We start from the raw sequence: 25,358 nt of genomic DNA, 5'->3' as shown, positions 1-25,358 counted from the left end.
AAACAGCGGGGCGCTTATTCGCCGATGCCTTCCAACAGGCGCTCGTCGAGCTTCATCCCCAGGGACAGGCCGAGCTGCTCCAGCTTTGCCTTAATTTCGTTAAGCGACTTCTTACCGAAGTTGCGGTACTTGAGCATTTCTTGCTCGGACTTCATCGCCAGCTCGCCAACGGTCGTGATGTTCGCGTTGTTGAGGCAGTTTGCGGCGCGGACGGAGAGCTCGATTTCGTTCACGGACATGTTGAGCAGCTTGCGCAGACGGTTCTGCTCTTCGCTGATCTCCTTGGTCTCGTGGTCGAACTCAACGGTTTCCTTGCTGACCTGGTCAAACACGTCGAGGTGGTGACGCAGGATCGCGGCGGATTCCTTCAGTGCATCGTCCGGAGTGACGCGACCATCCGTAGTGACCTCGAGGATCAGCTTGTCATAGTCGGTCATTTGGCCAACGCGGGTCTGCTCCACGTGATACTTCACGAGGCGAACCGGGCTGAAAAGGGAATCAATCGGAATAAGGCCGATGAGTTGCTCTTCCGGCTTGTTCTGCTCGGCAGTGGCATAACCACGACCGACGCGAACTTCAAACTCGGCCAGGAAACGCATGGGCTTGTCCAGCGTGCAAATGACCTGTTCCGGGTTGAGGACTTCGACATTGCTGTCCGGCTTGATGTCACCAGCGGTAACGGCACCTTCCTTGTTCACGTCGAGCAGGAGCTTCACGGGCTCGCGCTTGTGGGAAACGAGGAGAACCTTCTTGAGGTTCAGGACGATGTCAGTGATGTCTTCAACGACGCCTTCAAGGCTTTGGAATTCGTGGTCGACATTGTCGATCTTGACCGAGCTGAAGGCAGCGCCTTCGATGGAGCTCAGCAGGATGCGACGCAGGCTGTTGCCAATGGTGTGGCCATAGCCGGTTTCAAACGGCTCTGCGGTAAACTGCGCATAGGTGTCCGTTGCCGTCGACTCGTCTTTAACGAGACGTTTCGGCAGCTCGAACTTGCCCAAGCGCTTGGTGCGCGAGGTGAAATTAGTGTCGGTGGCTGGTGCTTCTTCGACAGTGCTCATTATTTCCGGATTAATTTGTGTGATAGTGGCCGCGGGCGAGTAAAGGGGAAAAGGGGAACGAAACGTTCCCCCTGTGACTGGTTGGTTTTATCGGCTGTAGTATTCGACGATGATCTGCAGGTTGATGTCCTGCTCCATCTCGTCGACGGCCGGTTCCCGGCTGACGGTGCCGCGAATCGCGTCGCGCTCCATCGTCATCCAGGCTGGTACCGTGCGAAACTGGGTTTCCTCCAGGCAACGGGTGGCCAACTGGCGGGAAGAGGTGCGCTCGCGCACTTCAATCACGTCACCGGGCTTGGTTGCGTAGCTGGGGATGTCCACCTTGTGGCCGTTCACCTTGATGTGGCCGTGGTTGACAAACTGACGGGCTGCACGACGGGTCTTCGCCAAACCAAGGCGGTAAACCACGTTGTCGAGGCGGGTTTCGAGCAAGCTCAGGAAAATTTCACCCGTAACACCCTTTTGATTCTTCGCCTTGGCGAAGGTAAGGCGGAATTGCTTTTCCGTCAGGCCGAACATGTAGCGAAGCTTCTGCTTCTCGTTCAGACCGATTGCGTAATCGGATTGTTTGCGGCGCAGGCGTGGTCCGTGTTGTCCAGGGAGGTACGGCTTGCGCTCAAATGCCTTATTGGGGGCGTAGATCGCCTGGCCAAAACGGCGGTTGATGCGTGTTGTTGGTCCGGTATAACGAGCCATAATGTTATCTTATCTTGGTGGCAGTCTCGTGTTAAACGCTTTCCGGATTGCCATCACCGGAAAGCAAAGAAAAAATATGGAATTATCAGTAGTCGATTTTCAATTTTCAGTTTTCAATGAGTAACGCTCTTGTATAGCGCCTCACTGACAATTGATAATAGACAATAGATAGTTGAAAATTGATTAAACGCGGCGACGCTTTGGCGGGCGGCAGCCATTGTGCGGGACCGGAGTCGAGTCGGTGATACCGGTAACGATCAGGCCGAGGCTTTGCAGCGCGCGGATAGCGGAGTCACGACCCATGCCCGGGCCCTTGACCTTGACGGAAACTTCCTTCATGCCGTGGGACAGGGCTACCTTGCCAGCGTCCTGAGTCACCACTTGAGCGGCGTAGGCGGTGGACTTACGGGAACCGCGGAAGTTCATCTTACCGGCACTGGACCAGGAGATGACGTTGCCGTTGGTGTCCGTGAAGGTAACCTTGGTGTTGTTGAAAGTCGCCAGGATGTGAACAACGCCGGAGTGGATGTTCTTGCTACCCTTAGCCTTACGGATCTTGCCAATGCCGAGGTCTTCGGTCAGCAGGTCCTTGGCAGAGGGTTGGCCGGACTTCTTTTCGTCCTCGCCTTCAGCGGCGGGGGCATCGCCCTCGGCAGTGGCTACCGGGGTTTCTTCGTCCTTGACCTCCTTGGTCGCGGCGACGGCTTCTGCCGCTTTCTTTTGTTCTTCTTCGCTCATGGATCTATACTAAAAGGTTACTTCTTCTTGGCAGCCACGGTGCGACGACCGCCCTTACGGGTGCGGGCGTTGGTCTGTGTGCGCTGACCACGAACCGGCAAACCGCGCTGGTGGCGGAGGCCACGGTAGCAACGAACTGCCTGCAAACGCTTCAGGTTGCCGATGACTTCGCGGCGGAGGTCACCCTCGACCGGGTAGCCGTCTTCCTGGATTTGTACGGCGAACTTGTTCAGCTCTTCTTCGCTGAGCTCGTGGGCGCGACGGTTCGGATCGATACCGGTCTGCTCGCAGAGCTTCTTGGCGCGGGTCGCTCCTACGCCATAGATGTATTGCAGCGAGTATTCGATCTTCTTACCGCTGGGGATGTCGACTCCAAGTAAACGTGGCATTTCGTGTTAAAAGTGTTAGGTGTGTAAACAGGGAAAAGCGGAGAAAATAGCAAATTCAGCCGCTTTGGAAAGCTTATTTTTTCGGAATTGTTAAAATTTCTGGTTCGTCCTCCGTAACCAGAACGGTGTGTTCAAAATGGGCCGCCGGTTTGCCGTCTTTGGTGCGGGCGGTCCATTGGTCCTCATCTTCCACCAGATCGAAGCTACCGGCGACCACCATGGGCTCAATCGCGAGCGTCATGCCCGGATAAAGTTTGGCGCCGGACTTCTTGCGTCCGAAGTTGGGGATCTGAGGGTCCTCGTGCATCGTGCGGCCTACACCGTGCCCGACAAAGTTGCGGACCACGTTGTAGCCAAAGCCTTCCACGAAGGTCTGGACCGCGTGGGAAATGTCCCCCACCCGATTGCCAGCCCGCGCCTGGGCGATGCCGAGCTTGAGCGCTTCTTGCGTGCGCTCGACGAGCAACTTCATTTCGTCGCTGGCATTTCCCACGAGAACCGTGCGCGCGTTGTCGCCCACGAAACCGTTGTGAAACACGCAAACATCGACGGTGATGTTGTCGCCTTCGTTGAGCACGCGGCTCAGTTTGCCGATGCCATGCACCACCTCGTCGTTGACCGACAGGCAGGTATGACCCGGATAAATCTTTTCGCCGACGCGGTAATTATAGCAGGCGCTTTCGGCACCCATCTCCGCAATCAGCTTCTTGCCTTCCTGATCGAGATCGTAAGTCGTCACGCCGGGCTTGACCAGCTTGCACAGCTCGTCGAGCACCGTTGCCGCAATGATGCACGACTCACGCACGGCCTCGACTTCTTCGTCGGGTCGGATGGATCGATAGCTGCGTTTGCGGAGCATGATACGGTTACGAAATTAGCGACCGGGAATGGTCTTACTTTACAATGTCAAATTCGAGCAGCACCCACGATACGATGCCGACAACCAATAGGACGCCACATGCGGTCCAGAGCCAGCCGACGTTCATCGTCTTGACTTCGGATACGTCCACCAATTGACGCGTGCGGGACTTGGAGCGGTTGCGCGCCTTGCCCTTCTTCAGGAAGCCGTCGTAGTGGCGGTTGAGCAGGTGCGTTTCAATCTGGCGCATCGTGTCGAGCGTCACACCAACGGCGATCAGCGTGCCGGTGCCACCAAAGAATTGGGTAACCTTCCACGGAATTTTCAGCCATTCACCGATGATAAGTGGCAGGATCGCAATGACCGTCAGGAAGATGGCACCCGCCAAGGTGAGGCGCGTCATCACAAAGTCGAGGAACTTCGCGGTGGGGTCACCCGGGCGAACGCCAGGGATGTAGCCGCCATTGCGCTTCAGCTCGTCCGCAATCTGGATCGGCTTGAACATGATGGAGACCCAGAAATACGAGAAGCCCATGATCAGCATCGAGTAGAACACATAGTAGAACCAGTGATCCGGGCTGAGCCAGGCACCAATGTCGCGGAAGAAGTCCTGCCCCGTTGCCCCGGCAAGTGCGCCGAGCAGGTAGGTCGGGAACATCAGAATCGCACTGGCGAAGATGACCGGCATCACACCGGCGTAGTTCACCTTGAGCGGCAGGAATGAACTCTGGCCGCCCATCACGCGTCGCCCGACCATCCGCTTGGCGTATTGGACGGGGATTTTTCGCGTCGCCTGCGTCACCGCAACGATGCCCGCGATCACCGCGACCAGGAAGATCATCATGGCCGCAAACTGCGCCAGGGAAATCTTCACCGCAGCACCCGCGCCAGCCGTCAGGCCGTCATAGGCGAACATGACTGCCGATGGCAAGTCGGCCAAAATGCCGATCGTGATCAAAAGAGAAATACCGTTACCAATACCGCGCTGCGTGATCTGCTCACCAATCCACATGAGCAGGACGGTGCCCGCGGTCAGGAAGATGGTGGACGTAATCAAAAACCAGGTCGGGTCGATCAACACAATGCTGCCGTATTGCTCCACTGAGAACCCTTGGAAGAACTCGCCCGGATTGCGGAGCAAGGTCAGGTTCAGCAGGATCGACTGCACGAGCGCAATGGCGATCGTCAAGTAACGGGTGTACTGCGTGATCTTCTGCCGGCCGGTCTCGCCCTCCTGCTGCAAGCGCGCGAGCGTCGGCACGACGGCTCCCATCAGCTGCAGGATAATCGATGCGCTGATGTAGGGCATGATGCCCAGCGCAAAGACCGCACCGTTCAACAGCGCGCCCCCGGTAAACATGTTGTACAGGCCAAATAGTCCGGCGTCGGCAGCTTCCTCGAAGAACCGCTGGAGCGGTCGCGGGTCGATGCCGGGCAACGGAATATTCGCCCCAACACGGGCAATGAAGATCATCCCTAACGTAAAGAGGATCTTACTCCTCAGTTCGGGAATTTTAAAGCAGTTGACGAAAGCGTTGGACATTGATGACAGCGAGTCGGGTCGGGTTTTTTAAAAGAGAGAAGGCAGAAGGCAGATGGCAGACGTGTCGAGATATAAATCTTCGATAACTTGGGGGAATTGAAAATCAGCTTCGCCCCTTCTGCCCTCTTCCTACTGCCTTCTCCCTTGATAAAATGCTTCCTGGAACTATTCGGCTGATTCCTTGGATTCCGCTTCGGCTGCGCCGGTAACGATGACCTTGCCGCCGGCGGCTTCGATCTTGCTCTGGGCCGAACCGGAGAACTTGTCTGCGGTAACGGTCAGTGCGCGGGAGATCTCGCCGTCGCCGAGGATTTTGATCAGCTTGGACTTGGCACGGATAAGACCGGCTTGGATCAGCGCCTTGCGATCTACGGTGTCGCCTTCCACGCGCTCGAGGTCGCTGAGGTTGACGATTGCGTAGTCGGTGCGGAAGTTGTGGTTGTTGAAACCACGGTGCGGCATGCGGCGATACAGCGGGATGTGACCGGACTCAAAGCCGATACGGATGCTGCCGCCCGCGCGGGCCTTCTGACCCTTTTGACCGTGGGTCGAAGTCTTACCACGACCGGAGCCTTCACCGATACCGACGCGTTTGCGACGGCTGCGGGCACCCGGGACATTCTTAAGATTATGAAGTTTCATGACGTTGCTTGCTGGAGGTGTGACCTGCCAAATGAGCAGTTGTTCAAAGTGTTAAACGAGAGGCGATGCAGGAGCGATTTCCGTCTCCTTGGCCTTGATGCGAGAGATTTCTTCGGCCGAACGCAGCTTACGCAGCGCGGCGAGGGTCGCGTTGACCATGGCAAAGGGCGTATTGGAGCCCAGGTTCTTGGAGAGGACGTTGTGGACGCCAACTGCTTCGAGGACCGCGCGAACGCCGCCACCAGCAATAACGCCAGTACCGTCGGTGGCCGGGCGAAGCAGCACTTCGCCGCCGTCCTTGATGCCACGGCATTCGTGCGGGATGGTGGTGCCCTTCAGGCGCATCTCTTCCATGTTGGCGCGGGCGCGCTCGGTGCCCTTGCGAATGGCTTCCGGCACTTCCTTGGCCTTACCATAGCCGAGGCCCACCTTGCCCTTGCCGTCACCAACGACGACGAGTGCGGCAAAGCTGAAACGACGACCACCCTTTACGACCTTGGCGCAACGGTTGATGTGGACGACCTTCTCGATCAGTTCCGGACCTTCTTGCTCTTGCTGTTGACCGCGGTTGCGATCGTTACGGTCACGGCGCTTACCGCCGCGTTCGCCACCCTGGCGATTGCCGCCGCCATGGCGATTGCCGCCGCCTTGGCGACCTTGCTGAGTGTTTGGCATGTTGCTCATGATTCCGGAATAAATTTAGAAGTTAAGGCCGGCTTCGCGAGCGGCGTCAGCGAAAGCCTTCAGGCAGCCATGGTAGCGGCGGCCTGCGCGGTCGAAGACAACCTTCTCGACGCCGGCACCCTTGGCCTTTTCGCCGATTAGCTTACCGAGTGTGGTAGCGCCTTCGACGTTGGGCTTGAGTTTCTGGTCGCGAACATCCTTGGCCAAAGTGGAAGCCGAAACAATGGTCTTTTGCTCATAGTCGTCGATGCACTGGGCATGGATGTGCTGGTTGGTGAAGGTAACCGTCAGGCGGGGGCGCTCAGCCGTTCCCACCACGCGCTTGCGAATGCGCCAGCGGCGTTTTTGGCGGTTTAAACGAAGTTTTTCTGCAAGTTTCATGACTTATCCAGTCTTACAAATTTTCAGTGATTAATTAATGACTCCAATCGAACGGGACGTTCGTTAGCCGGTCTTCTTGCCTTCCTTGCGGCGGACGTAGCGACCAACGATCTTCACACCCTTGCCCTTGTAAGGCTCAACCGGGTAGTAGCCGTAGATGTCGGCAGCGACTTGGCCAACGGCCTGCTTGTCTGCGCCTTCTACGTCGATCTTGGTGCCACTCTTGTCAACCGTGACGGTGACGCCGGCTGGGATCGGGTACTTGATCTCGTGAGAGTAACCAAGTGCGAGGTCCAGGATATTACCCTGGAGGTTGGCCTTGAAGCCAACGCCTTCGATCTCGAGCTGCTTTTTGTAAGGCTCGGTGACACCGATGATCATGCCATTAATGATCGAGCGCGCGGTGCCCCACATGGCCTTGGCCTGGCGGGAGCTGTTGCTCGGCTCGATAACGACTTGATTATCATCAACGGTGACTTTGACGTCGCTGTCGAAAGTCTTGGTCAGTTTGCCCTTAGGGCCATCGACGTTAACGGTTTGGCCGCTAACGGAAACTTTGACCTTGTCGGCGATCGGAACGGGAAGTTTACCAATTCTGCTCATCTTTATGATCTCCTTATTTGGCTTACCAGACCTTGCAGATCACCTCGCCGCCAACTTTCTGGCGACGGGCGTCACGGTCCTTCAGGATGCCCTTGGAAGTGGTGAGGATGGAGATGCCAAGACCGCCGAGTACCTTCGGAATGTCTTCGTATCCGGAATAGAGGCGACGACCGGGCTTCGAGAAACGCTCGATGCCGACAATCGCGGGTTGGCCATCGACATACTTCAGGGAGATGTCGATGAATTTGTGTCCGGGTCCTTCCTCGCGGATGCCGAAATCCTGAACGTAACCTTCATCCTTGAGGATGCTGGCTACGCCGGCCTTCAGCTTCGAGAAGCGCGTGGAGCAAGAGTCCTGACCAGCGATGCTGGCGTTGCGCAATAGTGTGAGGAAGTCACCTATAGTATCGTGGGATGCCATGACTTGTAGGTATTAGTTATTGGTTAAAGTGAACAAATTAAAAATTAAAGTGAGGGACGTGCTTAAAGTGAGAGTTAAAGGATACCTTTAATTTGCTCACTTTAATTTGCTTACTCTCTTACCAAGACGACTTGGTTACACCAGGAATGTGGCCATTGAGCGCCAATTCGCGGAAAGTGATGCGGGACAGCCCGTACTTACGGATGTGGGCGCGGGGGCGACCAGTGACCGAGCAACGGTTGCGCAAGCGGGTCGGAGCTGAATTGCGGGGAAGCAGCGTGAGTTTACGCTGCGCTTGGAAGAACTCCTCGTCGGTGCTTTCCGGATTGTTGATGATCGCCTTAAGCTCTGCACGCTTGGCGGCGAATTTTTCCACCATGCGTTCACGCTTCTTGTTGCGGGCTACTGCGCTTTTCTTGGCCATAACTTAGGTAAGTATATTTAAAAATTTATGCGGCTGCGGTTTCTTCGGGCTTCGGCGTGGTCGGCTTGCGGAAAGGCATGCCCATGAGCTGAAGCAGATCGCGGCCTTCGTCGTCAGAATCGGCGGTGGTAACGATCGTGATGTCCATACCAATGGCTTCGCGGCCACCGGTGTCGGCGGAGATTTCCGGGAAAATGGTGCTGTCGGTCACGCCGAGGGTGTAGTTACCCTGGCCATCGAGCTTGCGGGAGATACCGCGGAAGTCACGAATGTTCGGCAGAGCGACTGCGATCAGGCGGAACAGGAAGTCATACATGCGCGCGCCGCGCAGGGTGACCTTCACGCCGATCGGCATGCCTTCACGGAGCTTAAAGTTCGACACGCTCTTGGAGGCCTTGGTCAGGACTGCGTGTTGACCGGCGACGGAAGTAATTTCCTTCTGCACTTCAGCGGCCCAGTTCTTATCTTTGGTCGCGTTGAAACCGGAGTTGATGACGATCTTGGTGATCTTGGGCACCATGTGCGCATTGGCGTAGCCACGAGTCTTTTTCAGCTCGGGGATGACGACTTCGCTGTAGTGCTTTTTCAGGTATGGTTGTTCTTGGCTCATTGGATTTTTTTGGCCTGGGGATTTCCGACCCCTCAGGTCTTGGCTAAGATAGAATTAAATAATTAAGCGCTCTTCTTGTCGAAGCGCTCGGCGAGCATTACGTTCGAATAGTGAACGGTGCCTTCGCGCTCGATGATGGCACCCTCAGGGTTTTCCTGGGTCGCCTTTTGGTGCTTCTTGATCATGTTGACGCCTTCGACGATCACGCGCTCGTTCTCACGGAGGACCTGCAGCACCTTGCCGCGCTGGCCCTTGTGAGCGCCGGCGATTACGACGACTTCGTCACCTGCCTTGATTTTAAATTTCATGACTTTTTAAAGTGTTCTTGGTGTTTTGGTTCTTGGTGCTTGGTTTCATTCAGATGGTTCAACTAAGAACCAAGAACTAAGCACGAAAGCACATTCGTTACAGCACCTCGGGTGCGAGCGAGATGATCTTCATGAACTTCTTGGAACGAAGCTCACGAGCCACCGGCCCGAAGATGCGCGTGCCGCGCGGGTTGCTGTTGTTGTCGAGGACAACACAGGCGTTCTTGTCGAAACGAAGGTAGCTGCCATCGGCGCGGCGGATCGGCGCTTTGGTGCGCACGACGACTGCCTTGACCACGGTGCCCTTTTTAACGGAGGCCTCGGGGCTGCTTTCTTTAACGGTGCAAACAATAACGTCGCCTACGGAGGCGGTCACTTTTGCTTGGCCGAGACGACGAATCATGAGCACTTCCTTAGCGCCCGTGTTGTCGGCTACTTCTAATCTGCTTTCCGGCTGAATCATTGGAACGGGTTCCCTTTAATGGTTAAAGCGGCTTCCGCTCGGCGTTAGCCGACGATCGGGGCCTTTTCTAAAATCTTAACGACACGCCAGCGCTTCAGCTTGCTGAGCGGGCGAGTTTCCATAATTTCCACTTTGTCACCGACGGCGCATTCGTTGCTTTCGTCGTGAGCGTGGACTACCGTCTTGCGCTTAATCTCCTTTTTATAGAGATGGTGCGGAATCTTGTAGAAGAAAGTTACCTTGATGGACTTGTCGCCAGTGCGGCTGGTGACCACGCCCACGAGGTCCTTGCGTTGGCTGCTGCGAGCCTGTGCCTGAGTATCGGATTCGGACATTGTCTTTGTAAGTGTTCTGGTTCTTGGTTCTTCGTTCTTGGTTCGGCTCGGTTGGCTATAACCAAGAACCAAGCACTAAGAACTAAAGCACATGTTTGAATTTACGCGGTCGCGGCGGCTTTTTGCTTCAGCACGGTTTCCATGCGGGCGATGTCGCGGCGGATGATGCGCAGCTGGGCCGGGTTTTCCACTTGGCCAACTTGCTTGCGCACACGGAGATTGACGAGCTCGTCGCGGGATTCGCGGAGCTTCTTGTTGAGTTCCTCGGGGGAAAGTTCACGGATATCTTTTGCTTTCATGGCAAGCGTGTATTGTCGGCGCTTTTTATGCGGAGTTTAGAAAGTTTCGAGTTCTTCGCGGCTGACAAAGCGGCACGCGAAAGGCAGCTTGCCGTCAGCGCGGCGCATCGCTTCACGTGCAGCCTGGGAGCCAGATCCGGACACTTCGAAAATCATCGTGCCGGGCTTAATGATGGCGCACCAGTATTCAACCGGTCCCTTACCCTTACCCTGACGGGTTTCCTGGGGCTTCTTGGTAACCGGCTTGTGCGGGAAGACGCGAATCCAGACCTTACCGCGACGCTTGAGGTAGCGGTTGATCGCCACACGTGCGGCTTCGAGCTGGGCTGCAGTCAAACGACCGCGGCCGAGGGCCTGGAGACCATATTCGCCGAAGGCAAGCGTGTCGCCGCCCTTGGCGCGACCGCGGATACGGCCCTTGTGCACCTTGCGGTACTTGGTTCTTGCTGGAAGGAGTTTAGCCATTGGTCTAAGGAATTAAAAATTATAAATTCAAAATGATAAAAAATTCGGAATCCGTTTTTGAATTTTGAATTCTGAATTTTGCCTTAATTAGAGGCCTTCTTCGGGGCTGGGGTTACAGATCCAGCACTTAATGCCGATGATGCCGTAAACCGTGCGTGCTTCGGCAAAGCCGTAGTCGATGTTTTCACGCAGGGTGTGTAGAGGCACGCGGCCTTGACGCTGTTGCTCGGTGCGGGCGATTTCCGCGCCACCGAGACGACCGGAGCACTGGATGCGGATACCGTCAGCGCCCATTTGCATGGTCGTTTGCACGGCCTTCTTCATGGCGCGACGGAAGGAAATGCGGCGCTCAAGCTGCAAAGCAACGTTTTCGGCGACGAGTTGGGCCACGAGGTCGGGCTTCTTCACTTCGGCGATGTCGAGCAGTACGTCGCGGTCAACCAGCTTGGAAAGGTCAGCCTTGAGCTTGTCCAGCTCGGCACCCTTGCGGCCGATCACAATACCCGGGCGGGCGGTGTAGATCTTAACGCGGACACGCTGGCCGGCGCGCTCGATGTAAATCTTCGGCACGGAGGCGAAGCGCAGGCGCTCGTTGAGGAACGTGCGAATCTTGTTGTCCTCGTAAATGAATTCGGGGAACTGCTTCTTGTCGGCGAACCAACGGCTGTCCCAGTTACGACGGACGGCGAGGCGGAAGCCAATAGGATTTACTTTCTGACCCATAATGGAATTGCGATAAAGGTTTTAGCTGGCGGCCGCTTCCTTCACTTCGTCAGTGAGGATGATGCGGATGTGCGAGGTGCGTTTACGGATAGGATGAGCGGAACCGCGGGCAACCGGCTGGAAGCGGCGGAATGCGGGGCCTTCTTCAATGATCGCGCTCTTGATGACGAGATCGTCGGACGAAAGGTTGTGGTTGTTTTCCGCGTTGGCGATGGCGCTGGCCAGTGTCTTGCTGAGCAGGCGTGCGGACTTGCGCGGGATGAACTTAAGAAGGTCCATTGCCTCGTTGGCGGGAAGGCCCTGGATTTCGCGGGCGACTTCACGAACCTTCTTGGGCGACATGCGCGCGTATTTGGTTAATGCCAAAACTTCCATGATGACTATGCTGTTAAGAAAATTGAACGGTCTTGATTCGGGCCAGGTCGCCAAAAACAATTGCGCGGCCCGGTTGAAGATTGGTAATGAGGCCGGCGGAGCGATCTGCTTCCACTGCCACTAGAATGATGGTGCCGATGACGGCGTCGCCGCGAATGACTTCGCAAAGCATGCCGACCCGGAAACCTTGGTCGAGGCCGTCGTCGAGGATGACGATGTCTGCGGCCTTATTTTCGGTGACCCCGAACACGACCGCCTGGCCGGAGGGGTAAATGCTGCTGGAGGCAAACTCCGGACCGGGAACTTCTTCGCGGCCCTTGGAGCGTAGTGCGGCGGCTTCGGCTGGTGTGAGGTCGTTATAAACAACGACTTCTTCCTTCACCGCGGCGACTGATTGCACGGTGATCGGCGCTGCCGGCTTTTCTTCTTCCACTTCGATCTCAGCCCATTTGCCCTCGAAGTCCGGCGCGATCATGCGCAGGTCAAAAGGAGCCTCATCCACATTGGCATGCGCCAACCCGCCGATCATGAGACCGGTGATGAGGAGCGCTTGCTGGAAAATGCGGATCATAGGTTGAAAAGTGGAAGGATGAATAGCGGGTTACTTCTTGCCGACGCCTTGGTGACCCTTGAAGGTGCGCGTAGGAGCGAACTCACCGAGCTTGTGGCCAACCATGTTTTCCGTGACGTAGACGGGCATGAAGCCCTTGCCATTGTGAACGGACATGTTGAGGCCAACGAATTCAGGAGTGATCGTCGAACGGCGCGACCAGGTCTTGATGGGCTTGTTGCTGCCGGCTGCTTGCGCGGCCTCAATCTTGTCCATCAGCTTCGGGTCAACGAAGAAGCCTTTTTTGATCGAACGTGCCATAATTTAAATGCGGATTGCGGATTGCGGAATGCGGATTGGGTAAGTGAGTTAGCGCTTCTTGACCTTGCGGCCGTTGCGACGGACAACGATGAGTGCATTGGAAGTCTTGGACTTCTTGCGGGTCGGGAAGCCCTTGGCGAGCTGACCCCATGGCGAGCATGGGTGCTGGCGACCACCACCGGACTTGGAACGGCCTTCACCACCACCATTTGGGTGGTCGACCGGGTTCATCGCCATACCGCGGACCTTCGGGCGCTTGCCCTTCCAGCGATTGCGGCCGGCCTTACCGATAACTTCGTCACCGTGCTCTTCATTGCCAACGCGGCCAATGGTGGCGCGGCAGTTGGAGTTGACCTTGCGGATTTCACCAGAAGGCATCTTCAGCGTGGCGTATTCCTTGTCGATGGAGATCAACTGGGCATACTGGCCAGCGCTGCGAGCGATCTTGGCACCCTGCCCTGGCAGCATCTCAATCGCGTGAATGAGGGTTGCGGGCGGGATGTCCTTAAGGCGTGTGCAGAGACCGGGGGTGAATTCTTCCACCTTCTCGTTGGTGCTGATGATCTTGGCACCGACCTTGATACCGCGGTAAGCCAGGATGTAGCGCTTCTCGCCGTCGGCGTATTGAACCAGGGCGATGTTGCAGGTGCGGTTCGGATCGTATTCGATCGTCAGCACTTCGGCTTCCTGCTCCAGCTTGTTGCGCTTGAAGTCGATCAGGCGGTAAAGGCGCTTGTGGCCACCACCACGGTGACGGGAAGTGATGCGGCCATAGCAGTTGCGGCCCTTCTTATCGTGGCGGGACTGCGTGAGGCTCTTCTCCGGGTTGTTCGGCGCGACGTCCTGCTTGTTCTGGACGCGGAAGCGCTGAGACGGAGTGACTGGTTTGGTTTTAACTAAAGCCATTGGTGTATGGAATTAAAAATTATAAATTATAAATGCAAAAAACTTATATTCGTGTTTTTGAATTTTGAATTCTGCATTTTGAATTTCTTAGACCAGTTCGATGCTTTCGCCCTCTGCGAGAGTAACGATAGCCTTCTTCATCGCTGCGGTGCTGCCGGAACGGCCGCGGACCATGCGATTACGCTTGGACTTGCTGCGCTGGTTGATGATGTTTACGCGCACGACCTTCACGTCGAAAAGCTTTTCAACGGCGGAGGCAACTTGGCGGCGGTTGGCGGTGGTGGAAACCTCGAACGTGTACTTGTTGGTGTTAGCGGTCAGATCGGCCGCCTTTTCCGTCACGCGGTATTCCTTGATGATGTTGCTGGGTGAAAACATGATTTCGCCTTATCTATATAAGATTGCGGTTACTTGGCTTCGCCGGTGCGGGCGAGAACGGATTCGATGCCCTTCTCGCTGATGACGACGTTGTCGAAACGAACGAGGTCATAGGCATTGAGGGAGGCGGAGTCGGTAATGTAAACGCGGGCGATGTTGCGCGCGGAAAGTGCGGTGTTGTCGTCGAACTGCTGATCAACGATGAGGATCTTGCCCTCAGGCTTGATCTGGCTGATGATCTTGTCGAAGTCCTTGGTCTTGGGCGCGGACATTTCGAACTTTTCGATCACGGAGATTTCACCGTCGTTAGCCTTGTCGAAGAGCGCACGGCGGATGGCCAGCTGCTTTACCTTCTTGTTGGCGTGCTTGGTCCAGTCGCGGAGCTTTGGCCCGTGGGCCACACCACCACCGACGTAGATCGGAGCTTGGCGGTCACCGTGACGAGCGTTACCGGTGCCCTTTTGGCGGTAAACCTTCTTACCGGAGCCGGAAACTTCAGCGCGGGTCTTGGCCTTGGCGTTGCCCTGGCGCAGGTTGGACTGGTAAGCGACGACGACATCTTTCAGGGCTTGCAGGCCCTTGTCGCCTTCGAAAGTCGGGATGGCAAACTCCTTTTCCGTGCTGGAGGCGCCGTCGGCAGTAAATACTTTGAGCTTCATGATAATGATTCCTCTCAGACGTTAAATATTAAGCAGAACGCTTCTTTTTGACAGCGGTGCGGATGTAAACGGTGCCGCCATTCGGGCCATGAACGCTGCCCTTAACCAGGATCAGGTTCTTGTCTTCGATGACTTTGACAACGCGGAGATTCTGGGTAGTGCGACGCACGTGGCCATCGTGACCCGGCATCTTCTTGCCCTTCCAGACTTCACCCGGCCACTGACAGTGACCGTATGAACCACCACGACGGTGGAACATCGAACCGTGCGAGGCAGGACCACCGCCGAAGCCCCAGCGCTTAACAACGCCCTGGAAGCCCTTACCTTTGGTGGTGCCAATGACGTCGACCTTCTGGCCGGCCTCAAACTTGGATACGGTCAGCACGTCGCCCACGTTGTATTCGCCATCGTGGTCGCCGGTGCGGAATTCGCGCAGCTCCTTAACCGGCGCAACCTTCGCCTTGGCGAAGTGGCCCTGGAGTTGCTTGGAGACGCGGTGCTCCTTTTGTGCGCCGAAGCCGATCTGCACAGCTTCGTAGCCGTCCTGATCGGACGACTTTACTTGAACGACTGGGCATGGGCCAGCTTCTACAACGGTCACGGGCACTAGCTCGCTACCGTCGAAAATCTGGGTCATCCCAATTTTCTTACCAATTAGGGTAAAGCTCATAATTACAGAGGCAGGTGGAAAGTTGGCTGATTGCCGCCTCTCCGTTTTCGAGAGACCTGCGTGAAGGTTTAGACTGTCAGTGAATTAAATTTGAAAGAAATTGTGCAAAATTTTAAAAATGCAAGCCGCGAAGTATCGCGATTTTTTCGCATTTGAAAAGAATTCTTTTCAAAAATTTTGAATTTCTTAAATCGGACTTAAACGGTGATGTTAATGTCCACGCCAGCGGGCAGGTTGAGCTTCTTCAGCTCGTCCACGGTCTGGGCGGTGGGCTCGATAATGTCAATGAGGCGCTTGTGCGTGCGCAGCTCGAATTGATCCATCGACTTCTTGTCGACGTGCGGCGAACGGTTGACCGTTACCTTCTCAATGCGCGTGGGCATGGGAACGGGACCGCTGACGCGGGCGCCGGAGCGCTTCGCGGTGTCCACAATGTCAGCTGCAGACTGATCGATGATGCGATAGTCGTAACCGCGGAGTTTGATGCGAATTTTAGGACCTGCCATGATAGTGAAAGGTTAGAGGATTTCTTTTGGTAAAGGGATTTAGGTGCGGGCGGGCATGTAGCCAGCGCCTTCGGTGATCGTTTTCAAGACTGAGTTGGGAACCTGCTCAAAGCAGAGTGGCTGCATGCTGTAGTCGGCGCGACCCTTGGAGAGGGAACGCACGTCGGTAGCGTAGCCGAACATCGTTTCCAGTGGAACCTTGGCGCTGATAACGGCCAGATTCGTTTTGGATTCAATGCCCTGGATTTGACCGCGGCGGCGATTGATGTCGCCCACGATGTCACCCTGGTATTCGTCGGGCACATTCACTTCCACTTCCATGATGGGCTCCATCAGGATAGGTCCTGCTTTGTCCATCGCGTCGCGGAAGGCAAAAATGCCCGCCATTTTAAAAGCCATTTCGGACGAGTCGACTTCGTGGAACGAACCGTCCACAATCGTCGCCTTCCAGTCCACCACCGGATAACCGGCAATCGTGCCAGTATTCGCGGCTTCTTTGATACCATCACTGAAGGGCTTGATAAACTCTTTCGGGATAGTGCCGCCCACGATCGCATTGATGACCTCAACGCCCTTGCCCGCTTCGTTGGGCTCAAGCTTGATGATGCCATGACCATACTGCCCCTTACCACCGGACTGGCGGACAAATTTGCCTTCGCCGTCGGCTGCCTGGGTGATCGTTTCGCGGTAGGAAATTTGCGGTTTGCCGGCTTCGGCCTCGACCTTGAACTCGCGGAATAAACGGTCGCGAATAATTTCGAGGTGAAGCTCACCCATGCCCATGATGATCGTCTGGCCCGTCTCTTCGTTGGTGGTCACCTTGAAGGTTGGGTCCTCATCAGCGAGGCGCTGCAGACCGGTGGACAGCTTATCCTGGTCCGCCTTGGTGTTCGGCTCGATCGACATCGAGATCACTGGATCCGGGAACGATGGCGGCTCCAGCGTGAGGGCCTCATCCTTCGAGCAAAGTGTGTCGCCAGTCTTGACGTCCTTCACACCGACCAGGGCGCAGATATCGCCGGAGTAAGCCACGTCAATGTCTTCGCGGGCGTCCGCCTTCATAATCATGAGGCGGGAAATGCGCTCGGAACGGCGAGTGCGCGGATTGTAAAGCTGGTCGCCCTTGCGGAGGGTGCCGCGATACATGCGGAAGAAAACCAATTTGCCGCCGGTGAACTTGTCGTTCATCAACTTGAAGGCGAGTCCGGCAACCTTGCCAGCGTCGTCAGCCTTCACGGCTTCGATTTCGCGCTCACCGTCTTCGTCGTGCGCCGGCATGGGCTTTACGTCGACCGGGCTCGGCAGATAATCGACTACGGCGTCCATGAGCATTTGTACGCCCTTGTTCTTAAACGCAGAACCGGGGATGACAGCCATGAAGTCGAGGCTCATCGTCGCCTTGCGGATACCGCGGCGGAGCATGTTGGCCTCAATGGTTTCGCCTTCGAGGTATTTCTCGGCGAGCTCGTCGTCGAAGTCGCACAGCGCTTCGATCAGCTTTTCGCGGTGAGCTTCAGCTTGCTCAAGCTCTTCACCGGGAATTTCTTCCCAGTTAAAAGTAATGCCAGTTTCGTCGGACGGATCGTAAACGGCCGCTTTCATACGGACGAGATCGATCAAGCCGCGCAGTTGGTCCTCTGCGCCGATGGGCAGGCAGATCGGATGCGCGTTGCCGCCCAGTTTTTCGCGAATGGAGTCAACCGCCGCAAAAAAGTCGGCCCCCGTCCGGTCCATCTTATTAATGAACGCGATTCGGGGGACGTGGTATTTGTCCATCTGACGCCAAACGGTCTCGGACTGTGGCTGCACGCCTGCGACTGCGCAGAAGACGCCAACGGCACCATCGAGGACGCGGAGGGATCGCTCAACTTCGGCGGTAAAATCGACGTGCCCGGGGGTGTCGATGATATTGATCTGCTGCTCAATGCCGGAGAAGTCGCCGTCCTTGGTCGTCCAATGACAGGATATAGCGGCGGAGGTGATCGTGATGCCACGCTCGCGCTCCTGCTCCATCCAGTCAGTTACGGCTGTGCCGTCATGAACTTCGCCTGCTTTGTGGACCACACCCGAGTAGAGCAAAATGCGCTCGGTGGTGGTCGTTTTCCCTGCATCAATGTGCGCCGCAATGCCAATGTTCCGGGTATACTCAAGCGGGTACTTCCGATCGGAAGCATTCACTGGAGACAACTGGAGCGTGGAAGGCATGGGTGGGAAAGGTCAAAGAACAGGAAATTGAAAGTGAAAGCCGCGAAGGCGGATCACCAACGAAGGTGGGCAAAGGCACGGTTGGCCTGGGCCATCTTGTGGGTCTCTTCCTTCTTCTTCACCACGCCGCCGGTGTTATTGTAGGCGTCAATGATTTCGGATGCGAGGGCTTCGCCCATCGGCACACCCTTGCGTTTCTTGGCGGCATCAACCATCCAACGGAAAGCAAGGGACTGCTGGCGCTCGTAAGTGATCTCGACCGGCACTTGGTATGTAGCACCACCAACACGGCGGGACTTCACCTCAAGCTTCGGGCGGACATTTTCCAATGCGCCGAGGAGGAGATCGATCGGGTCGCCCTTTTCGAGCTTTTCCGAGACACGCTCAAATGCGCTATAAACGATGCGCTCAGCGACGGACTTCTTACCGCGCTGCATGACGAGGTTAATCAAGCCAGCAACCAGCTGGCTTTGATAACGGGGATCGGCGGGGACATCCCGCTTTACGGCTCTACGACGACGTGACATGGTATCTAAAGTTTACTTTTTGGCTTCCTTGGGGCGCTTCACACCATACTTGGAGCGGCTGCGACGACGCTTTTCAACGCCTTGGCAGTCAAGCGCGCCACGGACGATGTGGTAACGAACACCCGGAAGGTCCTTAACACGACCGCCGCGCACGAGCACAACACTGTGCTCCTGGAGGCTGTGGCCTTCGTCAGGGATGTAGGCGATGACTTCGTAACCATTGGTGAGGCGAACCTTGGCCACCTTACGGATAGCGGAGTTCGGTTTCTTCGGGGTGCGAGTCATGACCTGCACGCAGACACCACGACGAAACGGATTGCTGGCCATAGCCGGCGATTTCGACTTGGCTTTCTGCAGAACGCGAGGGTTCCGGACGAGCTGATTGATTGTAGGCATTGAAATAGATGGGTTTTCCAGGAAAAGAAAAGACCCGCCGATGCCAAAACACACATGTGCCTGAACCAGCGGGGTTTCAGGGAAAGGGGGCGAGACTACGCTTCGCATGCTGCAATGCAAGCGCTTTTTTTCGAAAAATGATAGATTTTTCAGGGGTTCTCCTTCGCCACCCGAAATGTGCAGTGAATCCTATATACCCACGCGCGACTGGCAAGCGTGAATCCGTTTTTTACCCCTGAAAATAAGAATACCAGCCCCAGTAATGAATTTTGCAAATTTAACGAATAAACCGTCCATCAGCAGCGTTTAAACGATATATAACATTAGTTAATCAAACATTCTGCCGATAGAAAATATAGAAAGAGAGTTCCCCATGCCACCCCGCCCCGACAGTCAAACCAGCGCCCCCGGAGATGCCGCTTTTGACATCAGCCGATCCAGCTTTTTCCAGTTTTTGGAGCAGGAACGCGCGGAGATCCGACGCCACCAGGAGAGCGAGTCCACGCGTATCGGACAGGAAATCGATATCCACGCCGCGCTGCACTCCTGGTTTCACCGCAAGCGCTGGGAATGGCAGGACCGCCTGAAGTCCGCCAGCTTCGAAGACTAGAGCCTACTCCTCGCAGCTAATCACCGTAAAGGCCTGATCGTAGAGCAGCTTTTCCCCGTGATACAGGCGGAAACGCCACTCACCGAGGCCGCGCTCGTATTCTTCGTCAAAGAAGTAATAGAAATCGAACCAACCAAAGCCATCCTGGGTGTAAATGGGCTGGACGCGGTCCATGCTGCTGCTGACCTCGCCCGAGGGGAGCGTCATCGGCGGGTAATCCACCAGTAGCCGCAGTTCCTCGACGCCATCGGGCACGTTGAGAATGCCCACCTCAATGCCCAGCCCATGCTCTTTGCAGTTGGGCACGGTCCAAGTGTCGGCCTCCAGGACAATCCAGTCAGAGTCCATCGCCAGACCATTGGGCGAGTCCGGCGCAACGTAGGTCTCCCCCTCACCGGTCCGCATCACGTGACCATAAAACAGCGGCACGACCTCAAACGGCTTTTCGTGCAAAAGCGCCGCAAGTAACAGGATTCCCAAACCGGCTAGGCTATAAATTCGCATAATTAAAAAATGTGCTCCGCGCAATAACGTGCTCCGGTCGCTTCAGCGGCCGGAATGCCAATATGGCAACAAGTCCGGCGTGATCAATCCAGCTAAAACTTAGGAGATCGCATTGATAAAACAGGAAGATCGGGTAGTAGCACCGCAATTTTTTTAACAGAAGGCAGCAAAGTTAGCAAAGAAGTATGTATCTGTTGGCTTTGCTCCCTTTGCTGCCTTCTGTTAGAATTAAAACCCTTTGCCAATGCTTCTCGTTCTTCCCGATCTTCCAGTTTAAACTCCCCTTTCCGTCTCTAGGGCCAAAATCCACCCCAAAAAATTAAAGCTTGCCCCCGCCACGCGCCTACGCCATGAAATTGCTTACGATAGCGAAAGCGGTGCCCCAGTGTGACACGACGGCCTAGTTTGCCCGATCAACCTTCGCCCGTTACCGACTCCGCGACCCACTTATTGGGTCCTTCTGCTAGAAACCTCCCTTCCCGGGCTACGCCTATCGTATTGCCTAGTCTCAACCAATGAGCGAAACTGAAGCGAACACCACTGAAGCCAACGGCCGCGCGGAAAACACCGTGACGGTAGAGGGCGTCTTCGAACCGGCTAACAACAAGACCGGACAACTCCTCGACCCCAGTAAGAACGGGCGCACGCGCAAGACGGATCCCTTCGTCCCGCGCGAGATGATCCGCCGCTTCAAGCTCAAGCGCGGCAACTGGATCACCGCCAGCGCCCATCACGACGACCGCTTCCCCAACCCCAAGGTCAAATTTATCGAAAAGGTGGACGGCCTCACCGTCGATAAGCGCAAGGACTGCTACCCCTTCCAGCAGCTGACCACCATTGCGCCCGACAACCAGATCAAGCTCGAGTGCAAGGACGGCCGCCTCACCACCCGCGTGCTCGACCTATTTTGCCCCGTGGGCAAGGGCCAGCGCGGACTGATCGTCGCCCCGCCCCGCACCGGTAAGACCACCCTTTTAAAAGACATCGCCGAAGGCGCGCACGAAAACCACCCCGAGATGCTCGTGATGGTGCTCCTCGTCGACGAGCGCCCCGAGGAAGTCACCGACTTTAAGCGCGATCTACCCTGGGCCGAGATTTACGCGTCGTCCAACGACGAAAATATCGAAAACCACATTCGCGTGGCCGAGATCGCCATCGAGCGCGCCAAGCGCCAGGTGGAAGTCGGCAAGGACGTCATCCTGCTGCTCGATAGCATTACCCGCCTCTCCCGCGCACACAACTCCGCCAAGGGCGGCGGCGGCCGTACGATGACTGGCGGTCTCGACATCCGCGCGCTCGAAAAGCCACGCCAGCTCTTTTCCTCTGCCCGCAACACCGAAGAAGGCGGCAGCCTGACAATCATTGCCTCCGCGCTGATCGAAACCGGCTCCCGCATGGACGACCTGATTTTCCAGGAATTCAAGGGCACGGGCAACATGGAGATGGTCCTCGACCGCAAGGCCGCCGAGCTTCGCTTCTGGCCCGCGATCAACATCAATGCCTCCGGCACCCGCAAAGAAGAGCTCCTGCTAGACAAGGAAGTCCTGGACAAGGTCGGCTTCTTCCGCCGCGCACTTTCGCCAATGAAGCCCCTCGACGCCACCGAGACTCTCGTCGAGCGCATGGGCACTACCAAGAACAACGCCGAGTTCCTGCGCTTGCTCGACATGTAGCGGGCCAGCCCGCTCGGCCGCTGGCCCTAGAGATCGGCCATGTTGAACATCTTCTGCAGGCGCAGAAGCTTCAACACACTGTGCACGTAGGGCGTCGCATTCGTCAGGGCAATGCGCTCCTGGTTGTATTTCGACACGGCTAACAAAACGCCCACACCGGCACTGTCAATCAGGGTAACCTGATGCAAATCCACGGCAACCTTGCCACCGGGCTTATTGATCGACTCCTCCAGCGCCTGGCGAACGGCCACGGCATTACTAGCATCAATCACCGGTGCCTCGATCGTAAGCACTAACGTATCATCTTTTTGTTGGGCGTTAACCATAGGGAAGTAAAATCAACTTTAGGCGAGGCCCATGTCCTCGCGTTTCTGCTCCAGCTCTGCGTTACGTTCCTCGAAGGCCATGGTCTGCGCGATCAGGGCCTCCTCAGACTGGTGAATGAAGTCAGAGCGTTCATCCAGGAGCTTGCGCAAGTCCTCAAAGCTGTCGAGCTCGCGCAGCATGTCAATCATTGCATCGAGCGTATGTTGGAGCAGCTCGACCTTTGCCTCCAGGTTGTCGATGCGGCCATTGGCTTCCGCCAGTGCTCTGGCCTCGAAGCCCCCTTCGCGCGGGGCACTCTTGGCCTGCACCTCCATCCAGCTGGCGTCCTCAGAATCCTCGTGCATGACGTGCATCACGTGAATACGCGAGCGCGGCAGCTCTTCACAGATACGCTTCACCTCATGGCTCGGCACCGGATTATCCATGATTTTGCCGTCAATCGCGAGCCACCATTCATCGACCGTTTGGTGTTCCTGAATAAAATCTAGGAGTAGCTGCATATCCATGACCAATAGAAGTAAAAGCTCTATCGCGTGCTGGCAATCAAAGAAGTCGCGACAATATTCCAAATTTACGGACTTCGTCAAATGCTTGATCTTCGCAAATATGATTGCAGAACCGGCATCAACCATGTGATATATAACGCGAAATGTTGAAGCAACTCCCCCTGTTCGTCACCCTCGCCACGCTGCTTGTGAGCGTCGCCAACGCCGCCGTTACCGATACGATTACCTCGAACGGCATCACGTGGAAACTACGCGCACCCGCCGAGTCGGGCACCTTCGTGACGGGGGATCCGTGGGTTGTCGGCCCCGTGGAGGTCATCAGCATCACCAACGATAAAAACTCTCCTGACTTCACTCCTCGCCGCGGTCAAAACGGCTCCATGGTCAACCCGCTCGCTGGCGGTGCCGACCGCAACAAGCAGGGCTACGACGACGCCCTGGGCAACTACGATGAGTCCCTCAACGCTGGCCTGCCCAACGGCATGCCTGTCGCGGCAGACAACCCGCTGCTCCTGCCCGTCAACTCGACGCTGATCTCGATGACCAGTTGGCTCTACAACGATAAAAACGACGCCGAGCCCGGCACCCCGCGCTTTAACGGCGGCACCAAGGCACCCCGCCCCGTCACGCGCAGCGCCGGACTGCTGACCGTTTTGCCCGCTGCCCCGCCCGCCAACGCCTTTCGCCCCGCCTATGCCGGAGCAGACAAGGCCATTCAATTCACGCTGGCCGACGTCAACTGGAGCGCGCTTAAAAACCTGCCCGCTCCGTCGAACACCCCCAACGTGCCGCAGCTCATCGACAGCATCAAGCGCCCCTGGGTCGACCATGCCTTCGAATACCTTGGCGCGATGGTCCACCCCTCCGAGCACATGCCCAACTACGGGCGCGACATGGGCAATCTCATTGTCGACGCCAGCCTTGCCGTTAACACCAGCATCCCCGAGGCACAAAAGCGCGAGCTGGCCATGTATCTCATCCAGTATGGCATCGATTGCACCGGAATCGCTGACAACGGCGGCGGCTGGCGCGCGAACGGCGGGCACGCCCTCGGCCGCAAGTGGCCCATTCTTTTCAGCGGCATCATGCTCGACAACCAGCACATGAAAAACGTTGGTCAGTGGGACCGCACCTTCGGGCTGGGCGTCGAATTCCAGGAGGACCAAAATTACTTTTATGTCTCTCAGGCCGAGGTCGAGCTGACCAACAGCTCCCGTTGGGCCCCCGACCACCGCAACGTCAAAGCCGGCCAGGCCGCCCCCTACACCGAGGCCGACATTGGCCTGCCCGAGTGGGGCATTCGCCACGCCTACAAACCGCAATCCGACAACAAAAGCATGGGTGCCGTCTACCGCGACATCAATGGCGGCGTCGCCCCTGGCTTCGCCCTGGCGGCGCTGATCATGGACGGCCGCGAGCTGTGGAACCACGAGGCCTTCTTCGACTACTGTGACCGCTACTTCAACCACCCCGAGCGCCCCACCCGCGGCACCAATTCCCTCAGCCCCTACGTCGAAACCATGTGGAACGAATACCGCGCCGACCAAGGCCCCGTCTGGACCGCCGACCAAATGGCCCAGCACCGGATGTAGCCATGACCATTGCGGATTTCGGATTGCGGAGTGCGGATTTTTTTAAAGACGCACTTGCGTTGGGTTGGCCATGACGCGGTGTAGCCAACACACAGCTCGGTAATTCGATTACTAAGGCGTGGTTTCAGAAATGTGACGATGAACAAGTTTTTACGCCTTGGTGCTCGTCACATTTGCCAGGTTCCGTTTAAAAGTACTTTACTGCCTGCTGGTCAACCAATACTCCTAGGATTCATAGAACGCCTGACTATTGCTGAGCTGACCATCCACAAACTCCCCAATACCAAGCGCGCTACAATCCAAACTGTTGAGTGACGATTTCGTCGCTTAAAAATACTGTTCTGCAAAAGAAAATGACCACCACCAGAGTCAACTGCATTGCTTGCGACACGATGATTCTCCCTGCAACCGCAGAAAGGTTCGGCGGATTGTGTGCCCAGTGCGCTAAGCTCCCGTCAGACCAGCTGGACGTTAAGCGCCAAATTAAAGAAGGAATTAATCCTCTAGATCACGCGATAGAATTGACTAAACGATTGATTCAGAGGCTAATCACAGAATATCCGAACCAGCACATTGTAGCTATAGCCGACCCTATATTTGAGGCCGCTCGTTTTTATACCTGCGATGTGATACCTCGGGCATTTGACTACGACGAGATGAAAGAACTCAATCCCGATATCTCTGACGAAATCGAACTCTATACTTCTGAGATAGAAGGCGAATACTCCCTGCTCAAGCCAATAGCTCAAGAGTTGAAGAGTATTAGCCCAGAACTAAATTTAAGAGGAAAGGTTGCAGTAGCTGCGTCCTGGGGCATGGGGAGAGAAGAAATAGGATGGATGATTCGTTACCTTAACACGCGGGACCGATTTGAAGAATATTTGGAGAGATGGAAAATGGATGAATCCGACATCGACCAACTCAACCAAGCATACAACCAAGAACTAAACTAAGCAGAACCAGTCGCTTCTGGTCAACGTCGCTAACGCGCCGCGCCAGAGCTCTACGT

37 protein-coding genes are annotated in these 25,358 nt (G+C 56.1%); 4 read left to right on the top strand and 33 right to left on the bottom strand.

Features of this window, described 5'->3' with window-relative positions; translation table 11 throughout:
* Window positions 1–14 precede the first annotated feature (14 nt).
* From O3S85_RS15475 to rpsL, 30 genes are all read right to left on the bottom strand, one after another.
* Window positions 15–1,061, bottom strand: coding sequence for a DNA-directed RNA polymerase subunit alpha (locus O3S85_RS15475; RefSeq protein WP_269541566.1), 1,047 nt, complete (start codon window positions 1,059–1,061; stop codon window positions 15–17).
* Between the two features lie 87 nt (window positions 1,062–1,148).
* Complete coding sequence (rpsD, locus tag O3S85_RS15470; protein ID WP_269541565.1) at window positions 1,149–1,757, bottom strand: 30S ribosomal protein S4; 609 nt, start codon at window positions 1,755–1,757, stop codon at window positions 1,149–1,151.
* Between the two features lie 183 nt (window positions 1,758–1,940).
* On the bottom strand, window positions 1,941–2,495 hold the full coding sequence (gene rpsK, locus O3S85_RS15465) for a 30S ribosomal protein S11 (protein ID WP_343218954.1): 555 nt from the start codon (window positions 2,493–2,495) through the stop codon (window positions 1,941–1,943).
* A gap of 17 nt (window positions 2,496–2,512) precedes the next feature.
* Window positions 2,513–2,884: a 30S ribosomal protein S13 gene (rpsM, locus tag O3S85_RS15460; protein WP_269541564.1), complete on the bottom strand. Its 372-nt coding sequence runs from the start codon at window positions 2,882–2,884 to the stop codon at window positions 2,513–2,515.
* A 73-nt stretch (window positions 2,885–2,957) separates the two neighbouring features.
* Entirely contained in the window at window positions 2,958–3,743 is a 786-nt protein-coding gene (gene map, locus O3S85_RS15455) for a type I methionyl aminopeptidase (RefSeq protein ID WP_269541562.1), read from the bottom strand.
* 34 nt (window positions 3,744–3,777) lie between these two features.
* Window positions 3,778–5,286, bottom strand: a complete 1,509-nt coding sequence (secY, locus tag O3S85_RS15450) for a preprotein translocase subunit SecY (RefSeq protein WP_269541560.1) — start codon at window positions 5,284–5,286, stop codon at window positions 3,778–3,780.
* A gap of 165 nt (window positions 5,287–5,451) precedes the next feature.
* Window positions 5,452–5,928, bottom strand: a complete 477-nt coding sequence (rplO, locus tag O3S85_RS15445; protein WP_269541559.1) for a 50S ribosomal protein L15 — start codon at window positions 5,926–5,928, stop codon at window positions 5,452–5,454.
* Window positions 5,929–5,979: 51 nt separating this feature from the next.
* On the bottom strand, window positions 5,980–6,612 hold the full coding sequence (gene rpsE, locus O3S85_RS15440) for a 30S ribosomal protein S5 (protein WP_269541557.1): 633 nt from the start codon (window positions 6,610–6,612) through the stop codon (window positions 5,980–5,982).
* Window positions 6,613–6,627: 15 nt separating this feature from the next.
* The gene (rplR, locus tag O3S85_RS15435; RefSeq protein WP_269541555.1) at window positions 6,628–6,993 is read right to left on the bottom strand and encodes a 50S ribosomal protein L18; all 366 of its coding nucleotides are present in this window, start codon (window positions 6,991–6,993) and stop codon (window positions 6,628–6,630) included.
* A 63-nt stretch (window positions 6,994–7,056) separates the two neighbouring features.
* Window positions 7,057–7,596, bottom strand: a complete 540-nt coding sequence (rplF, locus tag O3S85_RS15430) for a 50S ribosomal protein L6 (RefSeq protein WP_269541554.1) — start codon at window positions 7,594–7,596, stop codon at window positions 7,057–7,059.
* A gap of 22 nt (window positions 7,597–7,618) precedes the next feature.
* The gene (gene rpsH, locus O3S85_RS15425; protein WP_269541552.1) at window positions 7,619–8,017 is read right to left on the bottom strand and encodes a 30S ribosomal protein S8; all 399 of its coding nucleotides are present in this window, start codon (window positions 8,015–8,017) and stop codon (window positions 7,619–7,621) included.
* A 118-nt stretch (window positions 8,018–8,135) separates the two neighbouring features.
* Window positions 8,136–8,441, bottom strand: a complete 306-nt coding sequence (gene rpsN / locus O3S85_RS15420; RefSeq protein WP_269541551.1) for a 30S ribosomal protein S14 — start codon at window positions 8,439–8,441, stop codon at window positions 8,136–8,138.
* Window positions 8,442–8,466: 25 nt separating this feature from the next.
* Window positions 8,467–9,051, bottom strand: coding sequence for a 50S ribosomal protein L5 (rplE, locus tag O3S85_RS15415; RefSeq protein WP_269541549.1), 585 nt, complete (start codon window positions 9,049–9,051; stop codon window positions 8,467–8,469).
* 62 nt (window positions 9,052–9,113) lie between these two features.
* Window positions 9,114–9,359, bottom strand: coding sequence for a 50S ribosomal protein L24 (gene rplX / locus O3S85_RS15410; RefSeq protein ID WP_269541547.1), 246 nt, complete (start codon window positions 9,357–9,359; stop codon window positions 9,114–9,116).
* 97 nt (window positions 9,360–9,456) lie between these two features.
* Window positions 9,457–9,822 (bottom strand): 50S ribosomal protein L14, encoded by a 366-nt coding sequence (gene rplN / locus O3S85_RS15405; protein WP_269541545.1) that lies wholly within the window; start codon window positions 9,820–9,822, stop codon window positions 9,457–9,459.
* A 44-nt stretch (window positions 9,823–9,866) separates the two neighbouring features.
* Window positions 9,867–10,157, bottom strand: coding sequence for a 30S ribosomal protein S17 (gene rpsQ, locus O3S85_RS15400; RefSeq protein ID WP_269541544.1), 291 nt, complete (start codon window positions 10,155–10,157; stop codon window positions 9,867–9,869).
* A gap of 101 nt (window positions 10,158–10,258) precedes the next feature.
* On the bottom strand, window positions 10,259–10,456 hold the full coding sequence (gene rpmC, locus O3S85_RS15395; RefSeq protein ID WP_269541542.1) for a 50S ribosomal protein L29: 198 nt from the start codon (window positions 10,454–10,456) through the stop codon (window positions 10,259–10,261).
* A gap of 36 nt (window positions 10,457–10,492) precedes the next feature.
* Window positions 10,493–10,921 (bottom strand): 50S ribosomal protein L16, encoded by a 429-nt coding sequence (gene rplP, locus O3S85_RS15390; protein WP_269541540.1) that lies wholly within the window; start codon window positions 10,919–10,921, stop codon window positions 10,493–10,495.
* Between the two features lie 87 nt (window positions 10,922–11,008).
* Entirely contained in the window at window positions 11,009–11,644 is a 636-nt protein-coding gene (gene rpsC / locus O3S85_RS15385) for a 30S ribosomal protein S3 (protein WP_269541538.1), read from the bottom strand.
* Between the two features lie 21 nt (window positions 11,645–11,665).
* A complete protein-coding gene (rplV, locus tag O3S85_RS15380; protein WP_269541537.1) occupies window positions 11,666–12,019 on the bottom strand; it encodes a 50S ribosomal protein L22 in 354 nt (117 codons plus the stop codon).
* Window positions 12,020–12,032: 13 nt separating this feature from the next.
* On the bottom strand, window positions 12,033–12,590 hold the full coding sequence (locus O3S85_RS15375) for a hypothetical protein (RefSeq protein ID WP_269541535.1): 558 nt from the start codon (window positions 12,588–12,590) through the stop codon (window positions 12,033–12,035).
* 30 nt (window positions 12,591–12,620) lie between these two features.
* Window positions 12,621–12,890 carry a 30S ribosomal protein S19 gene (gene rpsS, locus O3S85_RS15370; RefSeq protein WP_269541533.1) on the bottom strand — a complete coding sequence of 90 codons (270 nt, stop codon included), beginning with the start codon at window positions 12,888–12,890 and terminating at the stop codon, window positions 12,621–12,623.
* A 48-nt stretch (window positions 12,891–12,938) separates the two neighbouring features.
* Window positions 12,939–13,796: a 50S ribosomal protein L2 gene (gene rplB, locus O3S85_RS15365; RefSeq protein WP_269541531.1), complete on the bottom strand. Its 858-nt coding sequence runs from the start codon at window positions 13,794–13,796 to the stop codon at window positions 12,939–12,941.
* Window positions 13,797–13,883: 87 nt separating this feature from the next.
* Window positions 13,884–14,174, bottom strand: a complete 291-nt coding sequence (rplW, locus tag O3S85_RS15360; protein ID WP_269541530.1) for a 50S ribosomal protein L23 — start codon at window positions 14,172–14,174, stop codon at window positions 13,884–13,886.
* Window positions 14,175–14,203: 29 nt separating this feature from the next.
* The gene (gene rplD / locus O3S85_RS15355) at window positions 14,204–14,833 is read right to left on the bottom strand and encodes a 50S ribosomal protein L4 (protein WP_269541529.1); all 630 of its coding nucleotides are present in this window, start codon (window positions 14,831–14,833) and stop codon (window positions 14,204–14,206) included.
* A gap of 28 nt (window positions 14,834–14,861) precedes the next feature.
* Window positions 14,862–15,503 (bottom strand): 50S ribosomal protein L3, encoded by a 642-nt coding sequence (gene rplC / locus O3S85_RS15350; RefSeq protein WP_269541528.1) that lies wholly within the window; start codon window positions 15,501–15,503, stop codon window positions 14,862–14,864.
* Window positions 15,504–15,700: 197 nt separating this feature from the next.
* Window positions 15,701–16,009: a 30S ribosomal protein S10 gene (gene rpsJ, locus O3S85_RS15345; RefSeq protein WP_269541527.1), complete on the bottom strand. Its 309-nt coding sequence runs from the start codon at window positions 16,007–16,009 to the stop codon at window positions 15,701–15,703.
* 39 nt (window positions 16,010–16,048) lie between these two features.
* Complete coding sequence (gene fusA / locus O3S85_RS15340) at window positions 16,049–18,214, bottom strand: elongation factor G (protein ID WP_269541525.1); 2,166 nt, start codon at window positions 18,212–18,214, stop codon at window positions 16,049–16,051.
* A 53-nt stretch (window positions 18,215–18,267) separates the two neighbouring features.
* Complete coding sequence (gene rpsG / locus O3S85_RS15335; RefSeq protein ID WP_269541524.1) at window positions 18,268–18,741, bottom strand: 30S ribosomal protein S7; 474 nt, start codon at window positions 18,739–18,741, stop codon at window positions 18,268–18,270.
* Between the two features lie 12 nt (window positions 18,742–18,753).
* Window positions 18,754–19,137, bottom strand: coding sequence for a 30S ribosomal protein S12 (gene rpsL, locus O3S85_RS15330; RefSeq protein ID WP_269541523.1), 384 nt, complete (start codon window positions 19,135–19,137; stop codon window positions 18,754–18,756).
* 373 nt (window positions 19,138–19,510) lie between these two features.
* On the opposite strand from rpsL, the gene O3S85_RS15325 reads away from it, so the two are divergent.
* A complete protein-coding gene (locus tag O3S85_RS15325; RefSeq protein ID WP_269541522.1) occupies window positions 19,511–19,747 on the top strand; it encodes a hypothetical protein in 237 nt (78 codons plus the stop codon).
* Between the two features lie 3 nt (window positions 19,748–19,750).
* Here the strand turns inward: O3S85_RS15325 and O3S85_RS15320 are convergent, their stop codons facing one another.
* Entirely contained in the window at window positions 19,751–20,251 is a 501-nt protein-coding gene (locus tag O3S85_RS15320) for a DUF3859 domain-containing protein (RefSeq protein WP_269541521.1), read from the bottom strand.
* A 515-nt stretch (window positions 20,252–20,766) separates the two neighbouring features.
* Here O3S85_RS15320 and rho point away from each other — a divergent pair.
* The gene (gene rho, locus O3S85_RS15315) at window positions 20,767–21,924 is read left to right on the top strand and encodes a transcription termination factor Rho (protein WP_269541520.1); all 1,158 of its coding nucleotides are present in this window, start codon (window positions 20,767–20,769) and stop codon (window positions 21,922–21,924) included.
* 26 nt (window positions 21,925–21,950) lie between these two features.
* Here rho and O3S85_RS15310 read toward each other — a convergent pair whose 3' ends face one another.
* Complete coding sequence (locus O3S85_RS15310) at window positions 21,951–22,250, bottom strand: STAS domain-containing protein (protein WP_269541519.1); 300 nt, start codon at window positions 22,248–22,250, stop codon at window positions 21,951–21,953.
* 18 nt (window positions 22,251–22,268) lie between these two features.
* A complete protein-coding gene (locus tag O3S85_RS15305) occupies window positions 22,269–22,751 on the bottom strand; it encodes a hypothetical protein (protein ID WP_269541517.1) in 483 nt (160 codons plus the stop codon).
* Between the two features lie 149 nt (window positions 22,752–22,900).
* On the opposite strand from O3S85_RS15305, the gene O3S85_RS15300 reads away from it, so the two are divergent.
* Both O3S85_RS15300 and O3S85_RS15295 read left to right on the top strand, forming a co-directional pair.
* Window positions 22,901–24,349: a hypothetical protein gene (locus O3S85_RS15300; RefSeq protein WP_269541516.1), complete on the top strand. Its 1,449-nt coding sequence runs from the start codon at window positions 22,901–22,903 to the stop codon at window positions 24,347–24,349.
* Window positions 24,350–24,702: 353 nt separating this feature from the next.
* Window positions 24,703–25,302: a hypothetical protein gene (locus tag O3S85_RS15295; RefSeq protein WP_269541514.1), complete on the top strand. Its 600-nt coding sequence runs from the start codon at window positions 24,703–24,705 to the stop codon at window positions 25,300–25,302.
* The last annotated feature ends 56 nt before the right edge of the window (window positions 25,303–25,358 follow it).

Source organism: Cerasicoccus sp. TK19100, from assembly GCF_027257155.1.
GTDB lineage: Bacteria > Verrucomicrobiota > Verrucomicrobiia > Opitutales > Cerasicoccaceae > Cerasicoccus > Cerasicoccus fimbriatus.
This window is presented reverse-complemented; position numbering and strand designations above follow the sequence as displayed.

What these genes read in the sequence shown, in the direction of transcription:
- rpsE (WP_269541557.1), bottom strand. Translation starts at nt 6,612, where the DNA reads ATGAGCAACATGCCAAACACTCAGCAAGGTCGCCAAGGCGGCGGCAAT.
- rpsM (WP_269541564.1), bottom strand. Translation starts at nt 2,884, where the DNA reads ATGCCACGTTTACTTGGAGTCGACATCCCCAGCGGTAAGAAGATCGAA.
- O3S85_RS15305 (WP_269541517.1), bottom strand. Translation starts at nt 22,751, where the DNA reads ATGCAGCTACTCCTAGATTTTATTCAGGAACACCAAACGGTCGATGAA.
- secY (WP_269541560.1), bottom strand. Translation starts at nt 5,286, where the DNA reads ATGTCCAACGCTTTCGTCAACTGCTTTAAAATTCCCGAACTGAGGAGT.
- rpsL (WP_269541523.1), bottom strand. Translation starts at nt 19,137, where the DNA reads ATGCCTACAATCAATCAGCTCGTCCGGAACCCTCGCGTTCTGCAGAAA.
- rpsS (WP_269541533.1), bottom strand. Translation starts at nt 12,890, where the DNA reads ATGGCACGTTCGATCAAAAAAGGCTTCTTCGTTGACCCGAAGCTGATG.
- O3S85_RS15475 (WP_269541566.1), bottom strand. Translation starts at nt 1,061, where the DNA reads ATGAGCACTGTCGAAGAAGCACCAGCCACCGACACTAATTTCACCTCG.
- rpsG (WP_269541524.1), bottom strand. Translation starts at nt 18,741, where the DNA reads ATGTCACGTCGTCGTAGAGCCGTAAAGCGGGATGTCCCCGCCGATCCC.
- rpsN (WP_269541551.1), bottom strand. Translation starts at nt 8,441, where the DNA reads ATGGCCAAGAAAAGCGCAGTAGCCCGCAACAAGAAGCGTGAACGCATG.
- rpsD (WP_269541565.1), bottom strand. Translation starts at nt 1,757, where the DNA reads ATGGCTCGTTATACCGGACCAACAACACGCATCAACCGCCGTTTTGGC.
- rplW (WP_269541530.1), bottom strand. Translation starts at nt 14,174, where the DNA reads ATGTTTTCACCCAGCAACATCATCAAGGAATACCGCGTGACGGAAAAG.
- rplR (WP_269541555.1), bottom strand. Translation starts at nt 6,993, where the DNA reads ATGAAACTTGCAGAAAAACTTCGTTTAAACCGCCAAAAACGCCGCTGG.
- rplB (WP_269541531.1), bottom strand. Translation starts at nt 13,796, where the DNA reads ATGGCTTTAGTTAAAACCAAACCAGTCACTCCGTCTCAGCGCTTCCGC.
- rplX (WP_269541547.1), bottom strand. Translation starts at nt 9,359, where the DNA reads ATGAAATTTAAAATCAAGGCAGGTGACGAAGTCGTCGTAATCGCCGGC.
- rpsK (WP_343218954.1), bottom strand. Translation starts at nt 2,495, where the DNA reads ATGAGCGAAGAAGAACAAAAGAAAGCGGCAGAAGCCGTCGCCGCGACC.
- O3S85_RS15310 (WP_269541519.1), bottom strand. Translation starts at nt 22,250, where the DNA reads ATGGTTAACGCCCAACAAAAAGATGATACGTTAGTGCTTACGATCGAG.
- rplC (WP_269541528.1), bottom strand. Translation starts at nt 15,503, where the DNA reads ATGAGCTTTACCCTAATTGGTAAGAAAATTGGGATGACCCAGATTTTC.
- fusA (WP_269541525.1), bottom strand. Translation starts at nt 18,214, where the DNA reads ATGCCTTCCACGCTCCAGTTGTCTCCAGTGAATGCTTCCGATCGGAAG.
- O3S85_RS15300 (WP_269541516.1), top strand. Translation starts at nt 22,901, where the DNA reads ATGTTGAAGCAACTCCCCCTGTTCGTCACCCTCGCCACGCTGCTTGTG.
- rpsQ (WP_269541544.1), bottom strand. Translation starts at nt 10,157, where the DNA reads ATGTCCGAATCCGATACTCAGGCACAGGCTCGCAGCAGCCAACGCAAG.
- rpmC (WP_269541542.1), bottom strand. Translation starts at nt 10,456, where the DNA reads ATGAAAGCAAAAGATATCCGTGAACTTTCCCCCGAGGAACTCAACAAG.
- rplO (WP_269541559.1), bottom strand. Translation starts at nt 5,928, where the DNA reads ATGAAACTTCATAATCTTAAGAATGTCCCGGGTGCCCGCAGCCGTCGC.
- rplN (WP_269541545.1), bottom strand. Translation starts at nt 9,822, where the DNA reads ATGATTCAGCCGGAAAGCAGATTAGAAGTAGCCGACAACACGGGCGCT.
- rho (WP_269541520.1), top strand. Translation starts at nt 20,767, where the DNA reads ATGAGCGAAACTGAAGCGAACACCACTGAAGCCAACGGCCGCGCGGAA.
- O3S85_RS15325 (WP_269541522.1), top strand. Translation starts at nt 19,511, where the DNA reads ATGCCACCCCGCCCCGACAGTCAAACCAGCGCCCCCGGAGATGCCGCT.
- O3S85_RS15320 (WP_269541521.1), bottom strand. Translation starts at nt 20,251, where the DNA reads ATGCGAATTTATAGCCTAGCCGGTTTGGGAATCCTGTTACTTGCGGCG.
- O3S85_RS15295 (WP_269541514.1), top strand. Translation starts at nt 24,703, where the DNA reads ATGACCACCACCAGAGTCAACTGCATTGCTTGCGACACGATGATTCTC.
- rpsH (WP_269541552.1), bottom strand. Translation starts at nt 8,017, where the DNA reads ATGGCATCCCACGATACTATAGGTGACTTCCTCACACTATTGCGCAAC.
- rplE (WP_269541549.1), bottom strand. Translation starts at nt 9,051, where the DNA reads ATGAGCCAAGAACAACCATACCTGAAAAAGCACTACAGCGAAGTCGTC.
- rpsJ (WP_269541527.1), bottom strand. Translation starts at nt 16,009, where the DNA reads ATGGCAGGTCCTAAAATTCGCATCAAACTCCGCGGTTACGACTATCGC.
- map (WP_269541562.1), bottom strand. Translation starts at nt 3,743, where the DNA reads ATGCTCCGCAAACGCAGCTATCGATCCATCCGACCCGACGAAGAAGTC.
- rplV (WP_269541537.1), bottom strand. Translation starts at nt 12,019, where the DNA reads ATGGAAGTTTTGGCATTAACCAAATACGCGCGCATGTCGCCCAAGAAG.
- rplP (WP_269541540.1), bottom strand. Translation starts at nt 10,921, where the DNA reads ATGGCTAAACTCCTTCCAGCAAGAACCAAGTACCGCAAGGTGCACAAG.
- rplF (WP_269541554.1), bottom strand. Translation starts at nt 7,596, where the DNA reads ATGAGCAGAATTGGTAAACTTCCCGTTCCGATCGCCGACAAGGTCAAA.
- rpsC (WP_269541538.1), bottom strand. Translation starts at nt 11,644, where the DNA reads ATGGGTCAGAAAGTAAATCCTATTGGCTTCCGCCTCGCCGTCCGTCGT.
- rplD (WP_269541529.1), bottom strand. Translation starts at nt 14,833, where the DNA reads ATGAAGCTCAAAGTATTTACTGCCGACGGCGCCTCCAGCACGGAAAAG.
- O3S85_RS15375 (WP_269541535.1), bottom strand. Translation starts at nt 12,590, where the DNA reads ATGATCCGCATTTTCCAGCAAGCGCTCCTCATCACCGGTCTCATGATC.